The organism is Streptomyces sp. NPDC003042, from assembly GCF_053591315.1.
The window spans coordinates 1-1,324 of record NZ_JBSFTP010000187.1; the positions used below are offsets into that span (position 1 = coordinate 1).

The 1,324-nt window shown below is 68.3% G+C and carries 2 protein-coding genes and 1 other annotated feature; both genes read right to left on the reverse strand.

Translation table 11 applies throughout. From position 1 onward, the window contains the following. Positions 1-31: 31 nt before the first annotated feature. Positions 32-1,012 carry an IS3 family transposase gene (locus ACWDYJ_RS36275; protein WP_451569866.1) on the reverse strand — a complete coding sequence of 327 codons (981 nt, stop codon included), beginning with the start codon at positions 1,010-1,012 and terminating at the stop codon, positions 32-34. Then, positions 877-988, reverse strand: a sequence feature (AL1L pseudoknot). Its footprint overlaps the gene before it by 112 nt. Further along, on the reverse strand, positions 943-1,254 hold the full coding sequence (locus ACWDYJ_RS36280) for a transposase (RefSeq protein WP_451569867.1): 312 nt from the start codon (positions 1,252-1,254) through the stop codon (positions 943-945). Before ACWDYJ_RS36280 ends, ACWDYJ_RS36275 begins: the two co-directional genes overlap by 70 nt. Between the last annotated feature and the right edge of the window lie 70 nt (positions 1,255-1,324).

Genomic DNA, 1,324 nt, shown 5'->3' on the forward strand with positions numbered 1-1,324 from the left:
TGAGCTTCCCCCGCTGTGCGGGAGGTGTTGATTACCTCGTCAGTGCGGGTGTCGGTGGTTTGGATACCACTGGTTCGGCCGTCGCCTGATCGGCGTGGTACTTCGCTTCGTACTCGTCCGGGCTGAGCCAGCCGAGACGTTTCTGGATGCGGCGGGTGTTGTACCAGCCGTCGATGTAGGCGAACAGCGCCAGGTCGGCGTCGGTGCGGGTGGCGAAGGCGGTGCGGCGCACGCACTCGGTCTTCAGCACGCTCCAGAAGTTCTCCGCGAGGGCGTTGTCGTAGGAGTCCCCGACCGTTCCCATGCTCGGCTCGATCCCGGCCTTGAGCAGGCGGGTTGTGAGTTTGATCGAGGTGTACTGACAGCCGTGGTCGCTGTGGTGGACCAGCTGTCCGGGCTCGACGGGCCGGCCGTGCAGGGCGTATTCCAGGGCGGTCAGGACAAGGTCGGCATCCGCCCGCTCGGAGGTGTGCCAGCCCACGATCCGGCGGGAGAAGACGTCGCGGATCGAAGCGAGCCACCACGGGCCCTCGCCGGTGGGGATCAAGGTGATGTCTGCGACCCACAGCCGGTTGGGGGCATCCGCGGTGAAGTCGCGCTGGACCAGGTCGGCCGCGGCCTCGGCGGCCGGATCGCGGCGGGTGAAACCGCGGGGCCGACGCGGGCTGACGCCCTGGAGGCCTGCCTGGCGCATCAGACGCTCGACTCGTTTGCGGCCGACGTTGACGCCCTGCCGCCGAAGGACGGCATGGATGCGCGGGGATCCGTAGGTGCCGTCCGAGTCGGTATGGATGCGGCGGACCTGCTCGGTCAGCTCGGCGTCACGGACCTTGCGGCGGCAGGGCGCCTCGCGGCGCCAGCGGTAGTAGGTAGAGGCGGGGATGCACAGTTCCCGGAGAACGGGCTCGGCCCCGAAGCGGTCCTGGTGCTCGTCGATGAGCCTCAGTACCGTCGCCGGGTCGGGTCGAGCTCCTGGGCGAAAAAAGCCGAAGCTGCCTTGAGGATCTCGCACGAGCGCCGCAGCTCGGCGTTCTCCTTCCGCAGGGCGGCCAGCTCCTGCTTCTCCGTGGTCGTCAGACGGTCCTCGCGTTCCCCGTGGTCGGCTTCGTCCTGACGGATCCAGTTCCGCAGGGCCTCGGGGTGGACCCCGAGCTCTCCCGCCATGCGGCGGATCACGGGCTTGGGATCCGCTTCGCGGTACATCTGGACCGCACGCCGGCGCAACTCGGGCGGGTACTTCATCGGTGCAGCCATTACGCAAGGCTCCCTTCTCACGGCCCATCAGGCCATGAACGGCAACCTTCCGCATGTCGGGGGAACCTCA